The sequence below is a fragment of the Streptomyces coffeae genome, from assembly GCF_016741875.1.
Classification (GTDB): Bacteria; Actinomycetota; Actinomycetes; order Streptomycetales; family Streptomycetaceae; genus Streptomyces; species Streptomyces coffeae.
In genome coordinates this window covers 51,762-71,564 of the sequence record NZ_JAERRF010000029.1, presented here as the reverse complement: position 1 = coordinate 71,564, position 19,803 = coordinate 51,762, and the positions used below count along the sequence as shown (strand labels likewise).

18 protein-coding genes and 3 pseudogenes are annotated in these 19,803 nt (G+C 69.2%); 13 read left to right on the top strand and 8 right to left on the bottom strand.

Annotated elements, in window-relative coordinates; translation table 11 throughout:
• Nucleotides 1-1,236, bottom strand: a complete 1,236-nt coding sequence (locus tag JK363_RS33630) for a CaiB/BaiF CoA transferase family protein (protein WP_201881133.1) — start codon at nt 1,234-1,236, stop codon at nt 1-3.
• Between the two features lie 145 nt (nt 1,237-1,381).
• A complete protein-coding gene (locus JK363_RS44385) occupies nt 1,382-1,594 on the bottom strand; it encodes a hypothetical protein (protein WP_307821975.1) in 213 nt (70 codons plus the stop codon).
• Between the two features lie 193 nt (nt 1,595-1,787).
• Between JK363_RS44385 and JK363_RS33620 the strand changes: the two genes are divergently transcribed.
• Nucleotides 1,788-2,540 carry an IclR family transcriptional regulator gene (locus JK363_RS33620; protein WP_268981124.1) on the top strand — a complete coding sequence of 251 codons (753 nt, stop codon included), beginning with the start codon at nt 1,788-1,790 and terminating at the stop codon, nt 2,538-2,540.
• 453 nt (nt 2,541-2,993) lie between these two features.
• Here JK363_RS33620 and JK363_RS33615 read toward each other — a convergent pair.
• The 3 genes and pseudogenes from JK363_RS33615 to JK363_RS33605 all read right to left on the bottom strand — a co-directional run.
• A pseudogene (locus JK363_RS33615) lies at nt 2,994-3,227 on the bottom strand (response regulator transcription factor); the annotation flags it as partial.
• Nucleotides 3,228-3,304: 77 nt separating this feature from the next.
• Nucleotides 3,305-3,418: pseudogene (locus JK363_RS44780) on the bottom strand (histidine kinase); the annotation flags it as partial.
• A gap of 465 nt (nt 3,419-3,883) precedes the next feature.
• On the bottom strand, nt 3,884-5,137 hold the full coding sequence (locus tag JK363_RS33605; RefSeq protein ID WP_201881131.1) for a DUF3500 domain-containing protein: 1,254 nt from the start codon (nt 5,135-5,137) through the stop codon (nt 3,884-3,886).
• Nucleotides 5,138-5,353: 216 nt separating this feature from the next.
• On the opposite strand from JK363_RS33605, the pseudogene JK363_RS43975 reads away from it, so the two are divergent.
• Nucleotides 5,354-5,464, top strand: a pseudogene (locus JK363_RS43975) (CoA transferase); the annotation flags it as partial.
• A 160-nt stretch (nt 5,465-5,624) separates the two neighbouring features.
• Here JK363_RS43975 and JK363_RS33600 read toward each other — a convergent pair.
• On the bottom strand, nt 5,625-6,293 hold the full coding sequence (locus tag JK363_RS33600; RefSeq protein ID WP_201881130.1) for a GntR family transcriptional regulator: 669 nt from the start codon (nt 6,291-6,293) through the stop codon (nt 5,625-5,627).
• A 357-nt stretch (nt 6,294-6,650) separates the two neighbouring features.
• Here JK363_RS33600 and JK363_RS33595 point away from each other — a divergent pair, with 357 nt between their 5' ends.
• From JK363_RS33595 to JK363_RS33565, 7 genes are all read left to right on the top strand, one after another.
• Complete coding sequence (locus JK363_RS33595; protein ID WP_201881128.1) at nt 6,651-7,766, top strand: LLM class flavin-dependent oxidoreductase; 1,116 nt, start codon at nt 6,651-6,653, stop codon at nt 7,764-7,766.
• Nucleotides 7,767-7,788: 22 nt separating this feature from the next.
• Entirely contained in the window at nt 7,789-8,610 is an 822-nt protein-coding gene (locus JK363_RS33590) for an alpha/beta fold hydrolase (RefSeq protein ID WP_201881126.1), read from the top strand.
• Nucleotides 8,607-9,116 carry a flavin reductase family protein gene (locus JK363_RS33585; RefSeq protein ID WP_236076304.1) on the top strand — a complete coding sequence of 170 codons (510 nt, stop codon included), beginning with the start codon at nt 8,607-8,609 and terminating at the stop codon, nt 9,114-9,116. The genes JK363_RS33590 and JK363_RS33585 overlap by 4 nt, the downstream gene beginning before the upstream one ends.
• Nucleotides 9,113-10,357: a CaiB/BaiF CoA transferase family protein gene (locus JK363_RS33580; protein ID WP_307821969.1), complete on the top strand. Its 1,245-nt coding sequence runs from the start codon at nt 9,113-9,115 to the stop codon at nt 10,355-10,357. The genes JK363_RS33585 and JK363_RS33580 overlap by 4 nt, the downstream gene beginning before the upstream one ends.
• Before the next feature lie 408 nt (nt 10,358-10,765).
• Entirely contained in the window at nt 10,766-11,542 is a 777-nt protein-coding gene (locus tag JK363_RS33575) for an alpha/beta hydrolase family protein (RefSeq protein ID WP_201881124.1), read from the top strand.
• 5 nt (nt 11,543-11,547) lie between these two features.
• Nucleotides 11,548-12,384, top strand: coding sequence for an enoyl-CoA hydratase/isomerase family protein (locus JK363_RS33570; RefSeq protein ID WP_201881122.1), 837 nt, complete (start codon nt 11,548-11,550; stop codon nt 12,382-12,384).
• A 104-nt stretch (nt 12,385-12,488) separates the two neighbouring features.
• Nucleotides 12,489-13,310: an enoyl-CoA hydratase/isomerase family protein gene (locus JK363_RS33565; protein WP_201881120.1), complete on the top strand. Its 822-nt coding sequence runs from the start codon at nt 12,489-12,491 to the stop codon at nt 13,308-13,310.
• 65 nt (nt 13,311-13,375) lie between these two features.
• Here the strand turns inward: JK363_RS33565 and JK363_RS33560 are convergent, their stop codons facing one another.
• Nucleotides 13,376-15,160, bottom strand: coding sequence for an acyl-CoA dehydrogenase (locus tag JK363_RS33560; RefSeq protein WP_201881118.1), 1,785 nt, complete (start codon nt 15,158-15,160; stop codon nt 13,376-13,378).
• Between the two features lie 375 nt (nt 15,161-15,535).
• Between JK363_RS33560 and JK363_RS33555 the strand changes: the two genes are divergently transcribed.
• Together JK363_RS33555 and JK363_RS33550 are read left to right on the top strand one after the other, a co-directional pair.
• Entirely contained in the window at nt 15,536-16,372 is an 837-nt protein-coding gene (locus JK363_RS33555) for an SDR family oxidoreductase (RefSeq protein ID WP_201881116.1), read from the top strand.
• A 42-nt stretch (nt 16,373-16,414) separates the two neighbouring features.
• Complete coding sequence (locus JK363_RS33550; RefSeq protein ID WP_201881114.1) at nt 16,415-16,657, top strand: hypothetical protein; 243 nt, start codon at nt 16,415-16,417, stop codon at nt 16,655-16,657.
• 27 nt (nt 16,658-16,684) lie between these two features.
• On the opposite strand, the gene JK363_RS33545 is transcribed toward JK363_RS33550, so the two are convergent.
• Nucleotides 16,685-17,212 (bottom strand): hypothetical protein, encoded by a 528-nt coding sequence (locus tag JK363_RS33545; RefSeq protein ID WP_201881113.1) that lies wholly within the window; start codon nt 17,210-17,212, stop codon nt 16,685-16,687.
• Between the two features lie 145 nt (nt 17,213-17,357).
• On the opposite strand from JK363_RS33545, the gene JK363_RS33540 reads away from it, so the two are divergent.
• Entirely contained in the window at nt 17,358-17,555 is a 198-nt protein-coding gene (locus tag JK363_RS33540; protein ID WP_201881112.1) for a hypothetical protein, read from the top strand.
• An 855-nt stretch (nt 17,556-18,410) separates the two neighbouring features.
• Complete coding sequence (locus JK363_RS33535) at nt 18,411-19,787, top strand: MFS transporter (protein ID WP_307821968.1); 1,377 nt, start codon at nt 18,411-18,413, stop codon at nt 19,785-19,787.
• The last annotated feature ends 16 nt before the right edge of the window (nt 19,788-19,803 follow it).

The following is a 19,803-nucleotide window of genomic DNA, read 5'->3' as shown; positions in this document are numbered from 1 at the left end:
TCAGGTCTGAGCTTCAGCGGAGTCCAGAGCCGCACCCACGACCCCGGCCTCGACAAGAGCGGTGATCCGCTCGCCGTCGTAACCGAGTTCGGAAAGGACCGCGACGGTGTTCTCTCCGAGCGCGGGAGCGGGTCCACGAGCTCGCGGCGCACCGTCGGACACGATGGGGGTGTTCACGATCGTCCGCTCGCCGAAGCGGGGCTCGTCGTGCACGAACAGGCCGCGTGTGGCGAACTGCTCATCGGTGAGGATGTCGCCGATGCCGTTGACCGGGCCACAGGGCACGCCTGCGGTACGCAGTGCCTCCATCCAGTGGTTCCGGGGCGCGGTGGCGAAGCGTGCCTGGAGGATCTCGGCGAGGGGAACACGGTGCAGGAAACGCTCGTACTCCGTGGCGAAGCGCGCGTCCTCGCTCAGGTCGATGTCCAGCACGCCGCACAGGGCCTGCCATGCCCGGTCGACCGCGCCGAGGACCAGGGTGGCACCGTCGGAGCAGGCGAACGCCTCGTAGGGTGCGGCCAAGCGGTGGGCAGTGCCCAGCGGGGCCGGCTCGATCCCGGTCGCCACGTAGTCGGCGACCTCCCACAGCGACCACGAGGCCACCGCGTCCGCGAGAGCCACGTCGACGTGCGCGCCACCCCCGCCGGCTCGTGCGCGCAGCAAAGCGGCCAGCACTCCGATGGCCCCCCACATTCCGGTGCCCACGTCGGATATGGGGAACCCGGCCTTGGCGAGTTGGCCGTCTGTGGAGCCGGTTACCGACATGAGGCCGCCGTATGCCTGTGCGATCAGGTCGATGCCTTTCGCGTCCCGCAGGGGTCCGAACTGGCCGAAGCCGGAGATCGAGCAGTAGACGAGGTCGGGGCAGTCCGTCCGGAGGTCCTCGTAGCCCAGGCCGAGGCGCCTCATCGCGCCCGCCCGGAAGTTCTCCACCAGCACATCGCTGCGGCGGGCGAGGGATCGCAAGATACCGGCGCCCTCGGGTGACTTGAGGTCCACCGCGAGGCTCCGCTTGTCGCGGTGGACCAGGTCGAAGGGGATCGGCCTGCGGTCCGGTCCCATCCGGCGTGCGCGCAGGGTGTCGCCGGTGGTCGGCTCGATCTTGAGGACGTCGGCGCCCAGGTCGGACAGGATGGTCGTGCAGTACGGGCCGGCCAGGGCCCCGGTCACGTCGAGGACGCGTACTCCTTGAAGGAATGCGGTGCCGGGTTCGGCGGGATGCGTGGTCATCGTCATGCACTGCCCTCCGCTGGGTCGATCAGCCGATCAGCCGATCAGCCGCATGTGTCGGTCCGTAATGCGGACCAATGGACCAGATTAAGGACCTGTGGCAGAGTCTGATTCCACATCCCGGCAACGTCAAGCGATTGTCTGGAAGGCTTCACACCGACGACGAACCGGACCTGGGCGGTGCCTTCCAGGACAGCCGGGTCATCCCCGACGAAGGAATCCGCGGCACGGAACGCGCCCGGCCCAGCAGGAGGGACTGATCGACATGGTCGCCCATCACGCGCCAGCAGGGCACCGAACTCGTGCTGCCCCGGCGCACCATCTGCTGCAACCGTTGCCCCTCCTGGTCGGTCGGTCTGCGCACACGGACAGGCTCGGCCACCGTGCCTCCAGAAGTCGGAACGGACGTCACCGCACATCCGACCGCCACCCCGGCGAACCTATGCGGTCACAGCATTGAGGCGTCACGGAGTACGGGTCGATGGCCCCGCCGTGTGCGACCATCGCGCAGAGAGGCGCTGCCGAGCGCCGGGAGACGAAGGAACGAAGGCAGGAGAATGCGGAGCGTCGCTACTGCGCTGCAGGTAATGGAGGCCGTCGCGGTCAACCAGCCCATCGGGCTGAGTGCTCTCACCCGCACCCTGGGCCTGCCCAAGACCACGGTCCAACGCAGCCTGGCGGCGCTCGCGGAGGCCAGCTGGATCGAGCAGGAGACGGCGACAGGCCGGTGGCAGGTCGGAGTACGCGCCTTCGTGGTCGGCAGTGCCGTCAGTGCCCGTGGCGGGCTGCGGCCCGCCGCGCTGCCCACGATGCGGGACCTGGGCGCCGAAGTCGGCGAAACAGTGCACCTCATGGTGCCCGCGGGCCGTGAGGTCGTCCTCGTGGAACGGGTCGACAGTCCTCAGCCCGTCCGCGCCGTGGCGCCGCTCGGCGCCAGGGCGGTGCTGCATGCCACCTCGAACGGCAAGGCCCTGCTCGCGGCCCTGTCCACACGTGAGGTCGATGCCTACATCGAGGGCGGACTCGAGGCTGTCACCCCACACACGATCACCGACCCCGAGCGACTGCGCAGCGATCTCCGGGGGATCGTCGAGGCCGGATTCGCGGTCTGTCGCGAGGAGCTCGAGGAGGGAGTCGTCTCCGTCGGCGCCGCGATCCGTCCCGGCTACGGCAGACCGATCGCCTCTCTCTCGATCTCGGGCCCCACGAGCCGCATGCTGCCCGAACTCCTCAAGTCCTACGGTGAGAAGGTCCGCCTGGCGGCAGAAGCGATCGCCATCGCCCTGCCGACCGACGCCGACCTACCGTGATTCCAGGCTTGGTCGGGGACTGATCCGCTCCGACGGAATTCCGAGTGCCGACGGTCATGCGATTCGGCTCTGTCGGGGATCTTGCGCACAGCGGATGAGGAATGCCGTGTCGACGCGGAGTGCGAGCAGCCTTGCCTGGGCCGGCGGCCACGATGTTCGCCGCGCGCGGAGACGGCGGCGCGAGCGTCACCCGGTACCGGAGCCCGGGGCGCGCGACGCGGTCAGGGGTGAGCCGAGGGAAGCCGGGAAGCTACCTCGGCCAACGTTCGCCGGGTGCGAGTCAGATCTGCAAGGCCTCCGGCCTGGCTGCTGCTGAGCGTCGAGCGGGTTCCCGAGCGCCGTACCGGCGGCAATTTCGTTCGTTTCACCGGCCGCGGCTGCACCGCCGCCGAACGCCTGGGCATCCTGGACTCGCTTGGCTGCAGCCCCCCTTCGCGGTGAGTGCGAGGCGCCTCAGCCGTTGCCGGGCCGGGCGAGCCCGAGGTCGTAGGCGAAGATCACGGCTTCGATGCGGTCCCGCGCTTTGATCTTGGCCAGGACGCGGCCGACGTGGGTTTTGACGGTGGACTCGGACAGGACGAAGTGGGCGACGATCTCACCGTTGCCGTTGGTCCAGCCCTTGCCGATGGCGAGCAGGATCTCCCGCTCGGTGAGCGAGCCCAGCCGCAGGTCCTCGGCCTCGGCTCCGCCGACGGGTTGTCGGCGGCCTCGCTCAGCACACCGAGCACGCGCCGCACTTCGCCGAGCGCCGTGCGGCCGGTGTCGCCGATGAGCTGGAGGGCCTCCTTGCCACGCTCGGGGGCGAGGTTGGTGGCATACGCGCCGGCGTCGGCGAGGGTGATGATGACGGACAGGTTGTGGCCGACGATGTCGTGCATCTCTCGGGCCACACGGGCCCGCTCGGTGGCGGTCGCCAGTCGGCTGCGCTGGTCGCGCTCCACCTCCAGTTGGGCCGCCCGCTCCCGCAGCCCGGCAAGCTGGGCCCGGCGGATCCGCACCACCAGTCCGAGGGCGAGGGCCGCGACCGCCGCGCTCAGCAGAAAGAACAGCGCGTACCAGACGGACACGGCCGACGACAGGTGTACAGCGACCAGCACGTGCCGCCCACCGTGACCGCGCAGGCCACGGCAGCAGCCGCAGCCGCCCGTGCAGGGCCAGGCTGTACAGGGCGATGAGCAGGGCGATGTCCGCGCGCAGCGCCACATCCAGCGACCACTGCAGCAGGAATACGACGGTGACGGCGCCGAACGCCGCCAGGGCCTGCGCCGCCGCCACAGCAGGGGCAGCACCAGCCCGGCCTGAAGCGCCAGAGTCCGGGCCCGGGGGAGCTGGGCGACCACTAGCTAGACAGGGCCGTCGAGCCGATGTGGGGAGCCGGTCGCCCGTCGGACCAGTTCGGCGCCGTAGTCGTTGCCGTTCGGTGTCCGCACGATGGTGTGGGTGTGGAACTTCTCGGGTTCGCTATTCGCCAAAAAGACGCCGGCGTGGTGGTCGAACTCGACGAGGATGACCGGGCTCTGCACCCGGTAGTAAAACGGGTCCTCGTCGCCGCGCCCGCCGATCCAGCAGAAGCGGGTGTCGTCGATGTGACGGCGGACGTCCGTCATCCGCGCCTGGCGCGGACCGTCGGGCTGGTAGTCCAGGAAGAGGGCCACCAGGTCGATCAGTGCCTCCTGCTGAGCCGGGGCAAGTTCCGTGCCGCGGACCCCTTCGTAGGGGATGACCCGGTTGTCCTGGAAGGCACCGCCGAGATGCAGTTCGTCGCCGGGGTGAAGACGTGCGGGCGGCATCCCCCGGTCCCGCTTCCGGTGGTACAGCACCGCCCGATCGGCCTGGCGGCCCGTCAGAGTCTGTACGAAAGCAAGGCCCGCGCACTCCTGCTCGTCGAAGAGCGACAGTCCGGCGTGCCTGCCGGTGTCGATCGTGTTCGGTTCGGAGCCGAAGAAGACCGGGGTGAGTACCTGTCGGCCGCCAATCAGCAGACAGTTGACGGCCAGATGGTGTCCCCAGAGGTTCCATCCCCACGGCTTGGTCGGCGAAGGAGTGCCGAAGATGTTGATGTTGTAGCTGTGCTCGTTGAGGAGCTGGGGCAGGTCGACGAGTTCACCAAGGAACCCGTTGACGGTCATGACATCCCGCACCCTCCGGTAGCCGGTCGGGCTCAGGCATGTCGCGATGAGCTCGAACACCCGCTTGCGCACGTCCTCGTCCACCTCCTCCAGCCGGAGGCCGAAGCGGTTGAGGTAGATCTCCGGGTTCATCCAGGCCCGCCACACACGGCTGTCGAGCGGGTGCTGGACGCGTTCGCGGTCCTGGGGACCAAGGGCTTCCATCAGAGCTCGGGCGGCGTCGGCGGCCGGGGCGGCCGGACCCCCTTCGTCGTGGTCCGTCCCGAAGAGACCCCGCACCGGTCGGCCGTCCGTGGTGATGCCCTGGAACTCGGTGGTCTCGAACAGGGAGCTCCACTCCGACAGCACTTCGTCGAACTGCGGGTTGCGTCGCAGCGCGTCGACGTAGGAGTACGGGTCGCAGGACCGGTACTCGGACAGCCGTGGATGGTTGAGAGGGTAGAGGTGATCGCGGAAGTCGCCGGCCATGCCGCCTCCGAAATGGTCAACGCGAACCCGGTCGGCTCGCTTCGTCCCGGCGTGTCCCTCGCGTCCAGCGGGGCCCGGAACGCTATCGCTTGACGTTGCCGGGATGTGGAATCAGACTCTGCCACAGGTCCTCAATCTGGTCCATTGGTCCGAATTGCGGACCGACACATGCGGCTGATCGACCCGGCGGAGGGCAGTGCATGACGATGACCACGCATCCCGCCGAACCCGGCACCGACCGGGGCCCTGGTCGGCCCGTACTGCACGACCATCCTGTCCGACCTGGGCGCCGACGTCCTCAAGATCGAGCCGACCACCGGCGACACCCTGCGCGCACGCCGGATGGGACCGGACCACAGGCCGATCCCCTTCGACCTGGTCCTGGGCTACGAGGATCTCCGGCCGGACTGTGGCGGCCTCATGTCGGTAACCGGCTCCACAGACGGCCAACTCGCCAAGGCCGGTGCACGAACACTCACGCGGAGCATCACCCGAGGATCTCCCTGGAGACCTGGCCGCCCCAGCGGATGTGATCGACCGTGCGAGCGGCGGCCAGCTCGCCGTCCCGGTCGGCGCAGGCGGCGTAGATCGCCTCGTGCTGCTCGTGGATGATCTCCACGAAGTGTTCTCCGATGTGACCGACCGGGGAGAGCATCAGCCGGTACGTACTGGTGTCCCGGTGCGCCGCTTCCGCGAGGGTCCTGAGTTTCGTGTTGGGGCACCGGACGAGCAGCGACAGGTGGAAGGCCGCGTCCAGCTCGACCCTGCGCCGCACCTCGTCGGTGGGGACCCCTCGGTGTTCGTCCAGCCGACGCCGGGCGTCGGCCAGTTCCTCGTCGGTCAGCAGCGGTACGGACGCAGCGATGCAGGGGCCCTCGAGAAGCTCCTCCACCTCCGAGGCTTCGAGCACATCGGCCAGAGTGGGCCTCACAACCCGCACCCCGCGATGCTCGATGCTCGTGGCCAGTCCCTGCCGTCGGAGTTCGGCGAATGCCTCCCGTACCGGCGTGCTGCTGACATCGAACTCGCGCGCCACGTCGTTCTGCTGCAACCGTGCTCCTGCAGGGATCTCCCCGGAGAGAATCCGGACGCGCAGCTCCTCGGCGATCATGCTCGCGATGGTCAGCCGCCGGGCTCGCCGACCTGTCGTCGTCATGCCACGCCACCCTGCGCCGGCAGCACGCGACGCGCCTCCGGCGCGTCTTGGTCATTGGTGTGCATGCCAGCGACATTAGGTCGCCCTCGCCTCTCCGGGCAAGACGACTATGCATAGTCGTCTGCCCAGAACTTCTCAAAAATCGATTATGCATAATGCCTTGCTACTAGTGCACACGCAGGTCTACTGTCGCCGTTACGACGGCGTTGCCATCTGTTAACGGCGCCCACGGTCTTGCCGCCTCGCAGTTCACAGGTTCTCAGTGCGGCTTCGGGCTCTGCCGATGAGCAACGTCCACATTCCTCCGGCACTGCCGGGACACGGGCAGCGTCGCTACGTGGAGAGGACAGCCACATCATGGAGATCGGGATCTTCGGTGGCACCGACTATCAAAACCCCCAGATGCCGCATGGCTGGCCACGCCGGCCCCGGTACTGGGACGCGGATCTGGCGCGCAAGGCGCACGAGGCCGGGATGGCGCTGTACGAGCGGGCCGACGACCTCGGCATCGACTTCGTCACCGTCTCCGAGCACCACTACGGCGGTCCGCACCTGGAGCCCAACGCGCACGTGGCCGCCGCCGCGCTCGCGCCGCGGATGAAGAACGCGCGGATCGCCCTCCTCGGCCCCAACCTGCCGATGAACAACCCGGTGCGGATCGCCGAGGAGGTCGCGCAGCTGGACATGATCAGCGGCGGCCGACTCTACGCGGTCGCGCTGCTGCGCGGCACACCGAACGAGTACCTCACCTACTTCAGCAACCCGGCAGAGTCCCGCGCCGTGTGGGAGGAGAGCGTCCAGCTCATCCTCCGGGCCTGGCGGGAGCCGGAGCCCTTCGGCTGGGAGGGCGTCCACCACCGCTTCCGGACGATCGCCGTGTGGCCGAAGTTCCTGGACCCGGCCGGCCCCCGGGTGTTGCTGTCGGGCAACAGCCTGGACTCGGTCGACTTCGCCGTCGCCATGACGGGCGACATAGCGATCAGCTACGGCAGCCCCAAGACCGTCGCGCAGTCCGTCGAGCGGTACCGAGCCGGGAACGCGGCCCTCGGTCGCACCGTGGGGCCGGCGAACGTGCTGTACCGGAACTTCGTGTATGTGTCGGACACCGAGGAGCGTGCGCGTGAGGAGTGCACGCAGTACGGCTTCGGTGCGATGGACTTCTTCCGCCCGCCGACCTCCGGCGCCCAGCGCCTGATGGCGGAGGTCAACGCCTCCGGGTACGCGGGCGCGGGCGTCACCGCCGAGCTGGTCAATAAGCAGAACTGGGGGCTCCCGCGCTTCATCGGCACGCCCGACCAGGTCATCGAGGCCATCCGCGAATACCACGAACTCGGCGTCGGCGCGATCGACTTCAGCTTCGGCGGGTTCGGGCTCCCCGCCGAACTGGCGACCAAGAACCTCGAACTCTTCTGCCGCGAGGTCCTGCCCGAGGTCCAGAAGCTGCCCACCACCGTCCACGCCGCCACCGTCTGACCGCGTCCAGAAGGAGGAAACGATGACCACCACCGCACCGGAACTCAACGGCTTCCAGGAGCACTTCGTCGACGCCGACGGCTTCCGGATCCGCTACTACGAAGGCGGGGAGGGCGAACCCCTTGCCGTCGTGCACGGCGCCGGAGGCCCCGCGGACTACGCCGCCGGGCCGGCCCTCGAACTGCTGGCGCGCGACCGGCGCGTGATCGCGTTCGAGCTTCCCGGCTTCGGCCAGTCCGAACCCAACACGCGCACCGCCGACGGACGCCAGATGGCGACCACCGTGGCGAGCGCGATGGCCGCGCTCGGTATCGAGACGTACTCCGTCATGGGCACGTCGATGGGCGGAATCGTGGCGCTGTGGTGGGCGGTAGACCACCCCGAGCAGGTGACTTCCGTCGTACTCGAAGCACCCTCGGCGTTCCGCGCCGACACCACCCGCCCGGCCGCCATGCTCAGCGACCGCGACGTCTACATCCGCGCCTTCCACGCACACCCCGAACGCAAGCCGTGGCTCGCCGATTTCCAGCTGGCGCTGCCCCCGAACTGGGACCTGGTCACCAAGATCATGGGGCCGGACCGGGACGAGAACCTCGTCGAGCGACTCACGTCGCTGGAGCAGCCGGTTCTCGTCCTGTTCGGAACGCAGGACGGGGTCATCTCCCCCGATGAGGGCCGTCACTACAAGGAAGCGATCCAAAACTGCTACTTCATGCTCGTGTACAGCGCTGCACATGACCTGAAAGGCGACCGGCCGGAGGCGTTCTCGGACGTCGTGGGGGACTTCCTCACCCACGGCCCGAAGTTCCTGGTCGACCACAAGAGCACGGTCATCAACCCATGACCACCCACACGCAGGTCGCCGACTCTCCGCAGGAGGCGTTCCGTGAGGCCATGGCGGCCGTGTGCGCCCCCGTCACGGTGATCACGGCCCGGCGGAACGGACTTCCCTACGGCACCACCGTGAGTGCCTTCGCATCGCTGTCCTTGGCCCCGCCCATGGTCGTGGTCGCGCTCGACCGGGGCTCGCAGTTGCTCCAAGTCATCCACGAGACGGGCGAGTTCGGCGTCAACGTACTCGGCCGCGAACAAGCCGGTCTCGCGGCGAACTTCGCCCGCAAGGGCGGGTCGGGCAAATTCGCGGGCGTCGCCTGGCGTCCCGACAGCGGTCTGCCGCGCCTTCCCGACGCGGGAGCGTTCGTCAGCTGCCGGGTCGCGCAAGTGATCGAGGGCGGCGACCACCTCCTGGTGCTCGCCGACGTGGTGGCCGCCGACAGCACCGATCGCGCGCCGCTGACCTACCACCGGCGGACGTTCGGCACCCATACGGTCCTCGGGGAGGCCTCGTGACGGCCGGCGCCATGCCCGACGACACCGGACACGGCTCTGCGTGGCAGGTCCACCGGGGGGCGTTGAGGGGGCTGAAGGTCCTGGACCTGTCCCGTATCCTGTCCGGCCCGTACTGCACGATGATGCTGGCCGACCTCGGCGCCGACGTCATCAAGATCGAGGAACCGCGGCGCGGCGACGACACCCGGATGTGGGGTCCGCCGTTCCAGGGCGCGGACGCGTCGTACTTCCTGAGCGCCAACCGCAACAAGCGCTCCTGCGCGGTGGACCTCAAGCACCCCCGGCTGCGGGCGGTGGTCCAGCGGCTCGCCGGTGAGGCGGATGTCGTCGTGGAGAACTTCCGGCCCGGCACCGCGGAGCGCCTCGGGCTGGGATACGACCAGGTGGCCGCCGCCAATCCGGGCGTGGTGTACGCATCGATCAGCGGCTACGGGCAGAGCGGCCCGTACCGCGACGCCCCCGGCTATGACGCGATCGCACAGGCGCTGAGCGGCATGATGAGCATCACCGGCGAACCAAACGGCCCCCCGGTCAGGTTCGGGGTGGCGGGGGCGGATCTGAGCGCCGGGATGTTCGCCGCCGTCGGCATCCTGGCCGCGTTGCACAGCCGACGGCACACCGGCGTGGGCCAGTGGGTGGACATCGGACTGCTGGACGCGCAGATCGCCTGGCTGTCGTACGTCGCCGCGGGCTGGTTCGCCACCGGGGACACACCTCCGAGGTACGGTTCCGCCCACCCCACGATCGTCCCCTACCAGGCCTTCGGCACCGCGGACGGCCATGTGATGGTCGCGGCCGGCAACGACGGCCTGTGGCACGCCTTCGCCGACGCCGTCGGACTGGGTCACCTTGCCAAGGATGAGAGGTTCGCCACCAATCCGGACCGGGTCCGCAATCGGGCCCACCTGTTGGCCCTCATCGACGAGGCCATCGCCCGGCGGCCCACCGCACACTGGGTTCGCGTGCTCGGCGCCGCCGGGGTGCCCGTGGCACCGATCAACGACGTCGCCGGAGCCCTGGCCCATCCGCAGGTCGTCGCCCGGGAGATGATCCGCGACGTCAAGCACACCGAGGCCGGCCCCGTCCGGGTGCTCGCCTCACCGATCAAACTGTCCGGCACACCCCCCGATGTCCGGGACGCGCCACCGGTCCTCGGCGAGCACACCACCGCGATCCTGCTCGACTGCGGGGTGGGCGACATCGAACTGACCTCACTCACCGAGTCCGGCGCCATCGGCTGACGCCGCAGGACACCACGCGACCCGTCCTTGCTCTCACTGCGATCACTCCGCCCGCTCCAGTCGGCCCCGCCGCCATCGGGCTCGCCGAATCGTGCGCGGCCGAGGGGTACGCAGGGAGTACGACCGTCGACTGCGACTCGGAGGGCGGCAGGTGAGCACGCTCGACCTGCCGCCCGGGCCTCCGAGTGCGGGATACGGCCGCCCCATGCGCAAGGCCGGCGCCTGCGTTTTCCTGACCGGGAACACTCCCCGAGGTTCACATGTACCCCCAGAATGAACTGGCCGACCCGCACCACGTTGTGCGCCGAGCGGTCCGAGTGCCCGCGCTTGAACGCGCGGACCGCCACGACGCAGCGCGCGCCGTCTCCAGCGCCGCAGTTCCGAGGCAATGGGAAGGCGGGCGTGAACATGAGTCCCGATCTGACCCGTAGGCTCCCCGACGCCCAGCGGTGGCCGCGCGAGCACCTCACCGCCCGGCGCCACCCGCTCGCCGACGTGGATCCCGATGCCGCCGCGCGGACCATCGACACCCTGCCGGGCACCGACCCGGTCGCCTGGGCCGGGCACTGGACCGCGACTGCGGCGGAATGCGCCGAGCGGGCCACCGCCCTGGACGACCCTCCGCTCGAACAGGTCACCGTGCCGTTCGCGGGACGCGAGGGCGAAGGCGACAGCCTCACCTTCCACGTGGCCCGCCCCCGTGGTCGGCAACGCCCCCCGGCGGTGATCGCCGCGCTGGGGATGTCCTTCGGCGGGTACGGGGCGATGAAGCTCGCGCACACCCACCACGAACATCTGGCCGCGGCGGTCAACTGGGGCGGTGGGGTGCACATCACCTTCCAGCCCGAGTGGCAGGAAAAGTCCCGCAACGCCGCCTCGTATCTCATGGACCTGATGGCCGCCCGCGAACGCATCTTGGGCGGGAGCACCTTCGAGGACTGTGTGGCCTCCTGCCCCGCGCTGTCCCTGCTCGATCAGGGCGTCCTGGACCGCACGTCGGCGCCGCTGTTGCTCGTCAATGGCACCGACGACCTGCAGAACAGCTCCGAGGACAGCTACCTCAGCCTGCGCTACGGCGACCCGAAGACCGTGCGCATGTTCCCCGGCGGGCACATGGGCACCGGCCCGGTCCGGCTGACCATCGCGGCCTGGCGCACCACCCGCCTGACCGACGGAGGGCGCTGAGCGCCATGGACGACACGCCGTACACCCTACGCGCGGACACCCCCGACCGGCGGCGCCCCGCTGTGACCGCTCTCGTCGAACTGACGGCACAGGGCGGCGTCGCCCGCATCGTCGTGGGCGACGGCCGTCGGCGCAACGCGTTGCCCACCTCGGCGTGGACCGAGCTGGCGCACACGGTCGAACGCGTCGGCCGGGACCCTGCGACCCGCGCCGTCGTCATCCGCGGACGGGGGCGGCACTTCTGCGCCGGATCGGACCTCACCGAGTGGCGCGACGCGGCCGAGGCCGCCGTGGAGGAGTCCTTCACGGCCATGGAGTCGGCCTTCACGGCGATCGAACACTGCCCGGTCCCCGTCCTCGCCGAGGTTCGCGGTGCCGCCGCCGGAGCGGGCTGCCAGCTCGCCCTGGCCTGCGACCTTCTCTACATCGCCGAATCCGGCCGCATCGGCATGCCCGTCGTACGGCTCGGAATTCTGCCCAGCGTGCGGTTCGCCGCCCGGATGGCCGAGCTGATCGGACCGTCTCTGACCCGCGAACTGTTCTACACCGGTGCCCTGTTGGACGGGGCGGAGGCGGCCCGCTGCGGCCTGGCCACCCGGGCCTTCCCCGACACCGACCTCGAGGGCGCGGCCACCGGCCTGCTGAAGCGGATCCTCGCGCTGCCCCCCGAGGCGGTACGCGCCGCCAAACACGCCACCCGTCTGGCTGGACGGACCACTCCGGCCCCGCGTCCGCCGACGGTCTCCCCCGGCGACTTCCGCCGGGCGATCGGCACCTTCCTGGACAACGGCGATCCGCCCGCGCGTCGTGGGGTGTCCCCTGCGGCGCTGCTGCCCGAGTAGTGCGGGGGCCGCGCGTCGCGGATGCCGGGGCGCGGTGCCGCAGCGTATCCGGGAGCCGCCCGATTGACGCTCTTGACGTCTGCCAACCAGTCGAGGTGAAAGGGATGATCACCATCACAACGCCTGTGCAGCTGCACCACGACGGCGACGTCGCTGTCGTCGTACTCGACCGGCCGCCTCTGAATCTGTTCGACGAGCAGGTGCTCGCCGCGTGGGAGGGGGTCGTCGACGAGCTGCACACCCTCACGGACCCGACGCACTCCCGTCGCGCCAGGGCTGTACTCGTCGAGGCGCGGGGCAAGGTCGTGTCCGGAGGGGTCGATGTGGCGCTGTTCGCCGCGATCGCCGAGAGCCTCGGCCCGGTCGAACGGGCCGGGGCACAGTGGAAACGGCTGCTGCGTATCACGCAGGGGATGGAGGACCTGCCGGTGCCGACGGTGTTCGCCGCGCACGGCCTCACCCTCACCGCGGCGTTCGAGATCGCCCTGGCGTGCGACATCCTTCTCGCTGCGGAGTCCGCGTCGTTCGGGCTGGTGGAGACCGTCGTGGGGCTGACGCCGTCGATGGGCGGACCGCAGCGGCTGGCCCAGCGCGCCGGGCCGGCCAGGGCGCGTGAGCTGATCTACACCGGGGAGCGTTTCACGGCGGCCACTCTGGAGCGATGGAACGTGGTGAACCGCGTCCTTCCCGACGAGGGTTTCGGCGAGGCCGCACGGGAGCACGCGCGCCGCCTCGCCGATGGCCCCACATGCGCGCATGCCGCCACCAAGCAGCTGATCGCGACCGCGGGGCGCGACGGTGTGCGTGCCGCGGACGACGCGGTGCCGGCCGTCTCGGGTGCGCTGTTCGCCACCAACGACCTGCGCGACGGCATCGCCTCCTTCCTCCGTGACGGTCCCGGCAAAGCGGTCTACCGAGGCCGGTGATCTGACGAGGTGGCCGGTCCCGTGGTCAGGCGCAGGCCGGGGCCCCGGTTGCGCGGTCCCGGTCGTCAGAGCACGTCGGTGTCGAGATCCAGCAGCTGAGTGTCGCGCTCGGCGAGGAGGTCCAGTTGGGCGTCGACGCGTGGCAGTTCGTACGTGAAGAAGTAGCGCGCCGCGGCGTGCTTGCCCGCATAGAAGGTGCCGGAGTGGCCATTCGCGACGACAGCCTGTTCGAGCCACATCCAGGCGATCACGATGTGGCCGACGGCTTCGAGGTACAGGGTCGCGTTGGCCAAGGCGCGTTCGGCGTCGCCGTCTCGCCACAACGCCCTGGTGACTGTGACCAGCCGATCGATGCGAGCGGACAGCTGAGCGGCCCACGGTGTGAGGCCGTGGGGCGCTCTCCCAACCGCCTCGCGCATCGTGGTCACGAGCAGGTCGAGGCCTGCACCGGAGTCGACGACAACTTTGCGCCCGAGGAGGTCCAGGGCATGGATTCCGTGCGTCCCTTCGTGAATCTGATTCAGCCGATTGTCGCGGTAGAACTGTTCGGCGTCGTGATCCCTGGTGTAGCCGGCGCCGCCGTGGATCTGGATCGCCAGGTCGTTGGCGCTCAGGCACCACTGCGACGGCCAGCTCTTGACGATCGGCGTCAGCACGTCCAGCAGCCTGATCGCGTCGGCTCGTGCCGCGTGGTCCGCAGCTGTGGTGCTCTCGTCGAGGAGCCTGGCCGCGTACAGCACCAGTGCCATGGCCCCCTCCACATAGGACTTGGAGGCCAGGAGCATGCGCCGCACGTCCGCGTGCTCGACGATCGGCGACTGGGGCGTGGACGGGTCCTTGCGGCCTGGCTGCCGTCCTTGCGTACGGGTACGGGCGTAGTCGAGCGCCTGGAGGTAACCGGTGCAGCCCAGGGCGGCCGCACCGGCTCCGACGCCGATCCTGGCCTCGTTCATCATGTGGAACATGTACGCGAGGCCACGGTTTTCCGCGCCGACCAGGTATCCGACGGCGCCCGCCTCGCCGTCGGGACGGAAGGCGCCTTCGCCGAAGCTCAGCAGAGTGTTGGTGATTCCCCGGTAACCCATCTTGTGATTGAGTCCGGCGAGCGCGATGTCGTTCCGCTCGGGGCCGTCGTGTTCCGAGGTCAGGAACTTGGGAACGACAAACAGGGACAGGCCTTTGACGCCCGGTTCGGCACCCTCGACGCGGGCGAGCAACAAGTGGACGATGTTCTCGCCGAGTTCGTGATCACCTCCCGAGATCCACATCTTCTGCCCGAAGAGCCGGTAGCGGCCGTCGGCATCGGGCCTGGCCCGGGTGGTGACGTCGGCCAGCGACGACCCGGCATGCGGTTCCGACAGGCACATGGTCCCGAAGAACCGGCCCTCGAACATGGGGACCACATAATCGCGTACCTGGCCGGCGCTGCCATGCTCGATGAGAAGGTTCGCGTTCGCCATGGTCAGCATCGGGTAGGAGGCGGTCGCGATGTTGGCGGCCTGAAAGTAGGCGAAACAGGCGCGGTGCACCACATGAGGCAGTTGGATGCCGCCCAGACGCTCGTCCGCTGTGCCGGCCAGCAGACCACTCCTGGCGAAGGCAGTAAGCGCCCGCCCGACCTCGGGAATCATCCGCACGCGCGAACCGTCGAAGCTCGGCTCGTTGAGGTCGCTCGCGCGATTGTGTGATCGGAATTCCCGGCGCGCCAGGTTCTCGGACAGATCGAGCGCCGCGTCGAAGGTCTCACGGGAGTGATCGCGGAAGCGCGGGGCCTTCGTCAGAGCCGACACGTTCAGCCACTCGTGGAGCAGGAAGTCCAGGTCCCTGCGGCGCAACAGATCGAAGTTCATGATCGGATCCCTGTGTCGACTTCCCGGAAACCCGGCCGACCGCCTTTGGTCCGTAATGCGGACCACTGGACCACTGTGAAGTCCAATGGCAAGGTATGTGGCACCTCGTCGGGCGTCAAGCGACGCCCGGTCACCGTGTGAGGCCGATCCCGGGAGGACGGAGGCCTCCGTGAGTCCGGCGTTCCGTGATCACCTTCACCTCGACCAACGCCGGATGGAATGCACCGCGGCCGATCACCCGATGTTCCTCGGTCCCGGAGCGGCACCGGGTCGGCCTGCGGCAGGGCCAGCAGGACGTCCAGTCGTTGTCGCCTCAGTCATCTGACGTTCCGAGCGGTTCGCAATCGCTCTTCCGTTTCACAGGGAAGGACGCCCATGTCCTCACAGCAACCTCTCGCCGGCCGCACCGTGCTGATGTCCGGGGGCAGTCGCGGGATCGGCCTCGCCATCGCTGTCCGCGCTGCGCGAGACGGCGCGAACATCGCCTTCATCTCCAAGACCGACAACCCCGACCCTCGTCTGCCTGGCACGGTCCACACCGCCGCCGCGGAGATCGAAGCCGCCGGCGGCCAGGCCCTGCCGATCGTCGGCGACATCCGCGACGACGACACCGTCAACGACGCCGTGGCCAGGACCGTCGCCCGCTTCGGCGGAATCGACATCCTCGTCAACAACGCCTCCGCCATCGCCCTCACCGGCATCGGTGAGCTGCCGCTCAAGCGCTACGACCTGATCCAGGACATCAACGCACGCGGCACCTTCGTCCTCACCACGGCCGCGCTGCCGTACCTCCTGAAGTCGTCGGCGCCACGCGTCCTCACTCTCTCGCCGCCCCTCAATCTCGACCGCCGCTGGCTGGCCCGCCACGCGCCGTACACCGTCAGCAAGTACGCGATGACCATGCTGACCCTCGGCGTCGCCGAGCAGTACCGGGACCAGCGCATCGCGGCCTGCTGCCTGTGGCCACGGACCCTCGTCGCGACCGCCGCCGTGCAGAACGTCGTCGGCGGCGACGGCGGCATGCGGGCCTCTCGCCGGCCGGGGATCATGGCTGACGCAGCCGCCGTCATCCTGGCTCTCCCGGCCTCGGAGGCCAACGGCCAGTGCTACGTCGACGAGGACGTGCTGCGGGCCGCTGGTGTCCGCGAGTTCTCGCGCTACCTCCACGACGGCGCCACCGAGGACGGCCTCGAAACCGACCTCTTCCTGTGAGCGGGATCCGGCACGTCAACGGCGCAGGACCATCCCTGGCCGATGCGCGAGTGCCTCACTCCCGTCCCCGTCGTGCGCGTCTCGCTGAACTCAGGCCTCTTCGGCGGAGTGATCGGCGCGGTGCTGAGCGGCCTGGTCAACGACGCGTTCGTCGCTGTGCCGGACAGCGCCGTCAATCACGCCCTGACCGGCCTCGCCAGCGGTTTCGCCTCCGCCTTCTTCGGGCTCCTACCGGCGGGCCGCTTCCGGCGTTCCTGTCGGTGTCAGGGCCGGTGCCGGGTGTAGTGCTGACGGAGCAGATCCTTGCCGTAGTCACCGCCGTTCGGGGTACGGACGATCGCGTGGACGTGAACGGCTCGGGCTCGTCGTTGTCCAGGAAGACCCCGGGGTGATTGTCGTACTGGATAAGCAGGACAGGGCTGTGGAACCAGTAGGAGAACGCGTCCCCATCCCCCAGGGGCCGATCCAGCCGACGTGCGCGTGGTCAAGGTGGCGTTCCACCTGGGCGCGGCGGGTGGGCTCGGGGCGCGTCAGGAAGGTTCGCCACCGAGGGCAGAACGAGGTTGTCGCGGCCCGTGCCTTTGGGTGTGCCGGTAAGATCGCCACCCGCTCGCCGGGGCTGAAGCCCGCGTCGGCGATTCCGGCGGCGAACGCGTCGGTCAGCCCGTCGAGTTCCCGGAAGCTGATCCGGCCGTCGAAGTAGCGGATGGCGTCGGCTTCCGGAGTGCGCTTCACAGTGGCTCGGAAGGCGGTCAGGATGTCGTTGTGCTCGGGTGTGATGGTGGCCTGCTGGCCCGGCCCGTAGCGAGCGAGCCAGGGATCGGCGTCGTGGACGGTCATCGTCGTCCTCGGCTGAGTTCGGGTGTGCCGCTCTGACGGTGTGAGAGCACACGTAGCGGGAGGCGGAGCCGGCGATGCTGCTTCGGTGGACATGATCGGCTGGCGCGACCGATCCACGGTGGTCGTTCGCCGGTGGGAGCGGCCGATGCGAGCGGTCGTCGACGCGGGCGACGAGACCTTCCTGGTCGGGCTCACCGAGCGGGCTTCGCTCAGAAGACGGCACGGCGGCCGTGTGGTACCACCCGGCGACGCGGCGTATCCGGCCTTCCCGACGATCGGCCAGGGCACTGTCCGGATCGTCGAGGACGCGATGGCGCCGGCCACTCGCCTCAGCGCGCGCTGACCCGAATACATCCAGCTGGCGCGGTTCCGCGGGCCGAAGGGGTACAGATCGCCTCGGCCGGACACCCTGGAACCGACTGTGGAGCCAGGATGCCGCCCGCGGTGGCGTCGGGTGCCGCCGTCCCCGAGCTGACGCCGAGTGCCTCTTGAGTGCCAGGTCCGCATGCCGTGCAGGGGCCGACACGGCTGGTCGTGCGGCACCCGGCGGGCCTGACGATCCGTGCCACCGAAGCCGATCTCCATGATGTGGGCCGTCTCCGCCAGATGACTCAGAGGTCGCGTTCGGTTATGGGCTGTATGAAGGGCCCGAAGCTCACGTGACCGGCGGGATGGCGCCTCAGGAGGCCGCAGAACCTCCGGGCAGCGGCCGATCACAACCTTGTGTGTGGCAGCGACAGTAGCCCGGCCAACAATCGGCAAGCGATTATGCACAATGTATTGCCGCCAGGTGTCGTGCGGTCTACTGTCGCTCCCATCCGCTCAAGGCGGTGGCCGCGGCACTCTGGCCGCGACCCGGACAAGCTTCGGGTGGTGGGTTACTACCAGGACCAGTTCCACACATCTGATCGCTGAACCAATAGGCCCGTGCCCTAGCTGACCGATCCTGGTCGGCGTGCGGTACCTGCCTCACGAGCGCCACAGAGTGCTGTAGCCGGAGCCGCGACGCGCGCCGGAACTCGATACAGCCTCCATACGGGGTTGCTCGTCCGTGTCCCACGCGAGAACTGCGAGCCTCACGAAAACGGCGCGCCAGGACGCCGTGGTGCAACGGTGATGCTCCGACCGCTCGGCAACAGCGGCACAGTCGAACACTTCGCGGAAATCCTCCTCAGCAACACGAAGCCATCTACCCGGTGTGCCCCGACCGGGACGGAGAGGTGGCTGCCACGCGCGCGCAGAGGTTCCACCCCCATCTGAGAGATTTCACCCCCATCCGGAGGTCAACGTGGACCCCACATATTCGACGGCCAGGCGTGGGCTGGTCATCCTCGTCTGCTGGCTCGGCCTCCTAGCCGACGGCTATGACATGGCGTCGTACGGTGCGGCGCTGCCCAGGCTGATCGGCCCGCAGCCGTGGGGCATGACAACCGAGACCGCGGGCATCGTCGGCAGCCTGGCCTTGGTCGGCGCGTTGATCGGGGCCGTCGTATCGGGGACTCTCACGGACGTCTTCGGCCGACGGCGCCTGTTCATCGGCGGACTCGTCCTGTTCTCCCTGGCGATGATTCTGTGCGGGATCGCGCCCAACCTGGAGGTGTTCGCCACCGGACGGTTCATCTGCGGTCTCGGTTTCGGTGGGGTGATTCCGGTCTCCGTCTCACTGGCCGCTGAATTCGCGCCGCGTCATTACAGGGCTCGCATCATCGGCCTCGTGCTCACCGGTCTCGGTGTCGGCACGGCGCTGGCCGCCTTCGTGGCTCTGTGGTCGCTGGACAGCCACGGCTTCCGACCGGTCTTCCTGATCGGCGGCTTCCCGCTGCTGATCACCGTTCCGCTCGCGATCGCCTTCGTTCGGGAGCCGGCGTCGTCCCCGTCGCGGGGACGCACGGGCCGGGCTTCCAGCGCGGCCGCGGGCACGGTTCGACGTCTCCTCTCGCCGCCGATGCGCTGGGCCACGCTGACTCTGTGGGTCGTCGCACCACTGCAGCTGGTGAATCTGTGGGGCGCAACGACCTGGCTGCCGAAACTGATGAGCCAGGCGGGATTCGGTCTGAAGGCCTCGCTCACCTTCCTGCTGGTCTACACCGGCGGCTCGATCGTCGGCACGCTGATCAGTTCGGCGATCGCCGAGCGCGTCGGCGCTAAGCCCATGGTGATTCTCGGCGGCATGCTGAGCGGCTTCGGCCTGTCCGCGCTGGCCGTCACGGACGCCTTGCCGGTGTTGCTGACCACGGTCGGCGTAGCCGGGTTCGGCATCGGGACAGCACAGAACCTGCTGCAGGTGCACATCGCCGAGTTCTATCCGCCGGATATGCGGGCCACAGCCCTCGGCTGGGCAGGGGGCGCCGGGCGTATCGGCTCCATCGTCGGCCCGGCCTACGGGGGGTACTTCGTCGCCACGGCCGGCGGCGTCTCGTCGGCGGCCCTGGCGTTCGCTGCACCGGCCCTGCTCGCGGCGCTGGTCATGATCACAGTCAAGCCCCAGCTCGTACCCCGGAGCAGCCTCGACCCGGCACGCACCGCTGACCTCCAACACGCTGCCGGGAGAATCGCAGAGGAAGGCGCCCCGTAATGACATTACCAACACC